At 69.1% G+C, this 1322-nt stretch carries 2 protein-coding genes; both read left to right on the plus strand.

Annotation, left to right across the window (positions count from 1 at the left end):
• On the plus strand, nucleotides 1–837 hold an 837-nt coding region (locus ACH4F2_RS36160), incomplete at its 5' end, for an FAD-dependent oxidoreductase (protein ID WP_398136823.1).
• 37 nt (nucleotides 838–874) lie between these two features.
• Nucleotides 875–1306, plus strand: a complete 432-nt coding sequence (locus ACH4F2_RS36165) for a MerR family transcriptional regulator (RefSeq protein WP_238587942.1) — start codon at nucleotides 875–877, stop codon at nucleotides 1304–1306.
• Nucleotides 1307–1322 lie beyond the last annotated feature (16 nt).

Below are 1322 nucleotides of genomic sequence, written 5' to 3' on the forward strand. Positions count from 1 at the left end.
GCCCGCCTGGGCAGCACGGTGACGGTGATCGCTCGCACTCGGCTGACCTCCGGTGAGGAACCGGAAATCTCGGCCGCGCTCGAGGCCGTCTTCACCGACGAGCACATCGATGTGCACACCGCCACCACCGTCGAGAAAGTTCTGGCCGTCGACGGGCACAAGGTGATGACCGTACGCACCCCCGGCGGCAACTCCACCGAGCTGCGGGCCGAGCACGTGCTCATCGCCACCGGCCGCCGCCCCAACACCGCGGGCCTGGGCCTGGAGTCGGTCGGTGTCACAGTCGACGCCGACGGCGCGGTCGTCATCGACGATCACCAGGCCAGCAGCAATCCGCGGATCTGGGCCGCCGGGGACGTGACCGGGGACCCGCAGTTCGTGTACGTGGCCGCCGCCCAGGGCACCCTGGTCGCCGACAACGCCCTCACCGGCGCAGACCGGACCCTGGACTACACCACCGTGCCGCGCGTGACGTTCACCAGCCCCGCGATCGCCTCGGTCGGACTGACCGACGCCCAAGCAGCCCAGGCCGGGCTGGCCTGCCAGTGCCGGGTCCTGGACTTGGCGTACGTGCCGCGGGCACTGGTCAACCGCGACACCCGCGGCCTGGTCAAAATCATCGCCGAGCAGGGCACGGGCCGGATTCTGGGCGTGCACGCACTCACCGACAATGCCGGAGACCTGATCACCGCCGCCGGCTACGCCATGACCGCGGGCTTGACCGTGCACCAGCTCGCCCACACCTGGGCGCCGTATCTGACCATGGGCGAAGCATTGAAACTCACCGCCCAGACCTTCACCACCGACGTCACCAAACTCTCCTGCTGTGCAGGCTGAACGCGCACGCCCACCCCACGCGAAGCCGGGAACACCCATGGACACGACAACACGGACGATGACGATCGGGGAATTGTCCGCGCGCACCGCGGTGCCGGTGAAAGCGTTGCGCGAGTATACCGACCTCGGGCTGATCTGCACCCTGGGCCGCAGCCCGGCCGGGTACCGGCTCTACACCGACGACGCCCTGTGGTGCGTGCGGTTCATCGGCGAGCTCCGCGGGCTCGGGCTCACCATCGCCGAAATCCAGCACCTCCTCACCGCCGGCGGTGACACCAGCGGCCGGTCGGTCGGCACGCACCTGGCCGAGCTGCTGCACCGTTCCCGGCAACGACTCCACGAGCGGATCGGCCACGCCCAGCAGATCCTCGACCGCATCGACGAATTCGAAACAACACACAGCGCGCATGTGACCGCCGACGACCTGTGTTCAGTGGGCGATCTCTGCGGATGCGACCTGCGGGCTTGACCCTCACCCCGGGGAC

This window comes from Streptomyces sp. NPDC017890 (genome assembly GCF_044328675.1).
In the GTDB taxonomy this organism is placed as follows: Bacteria; Actinomycetota; Actinomycetes; order Streptomycetales; family Streptomycetaceae; genus Streptomyces.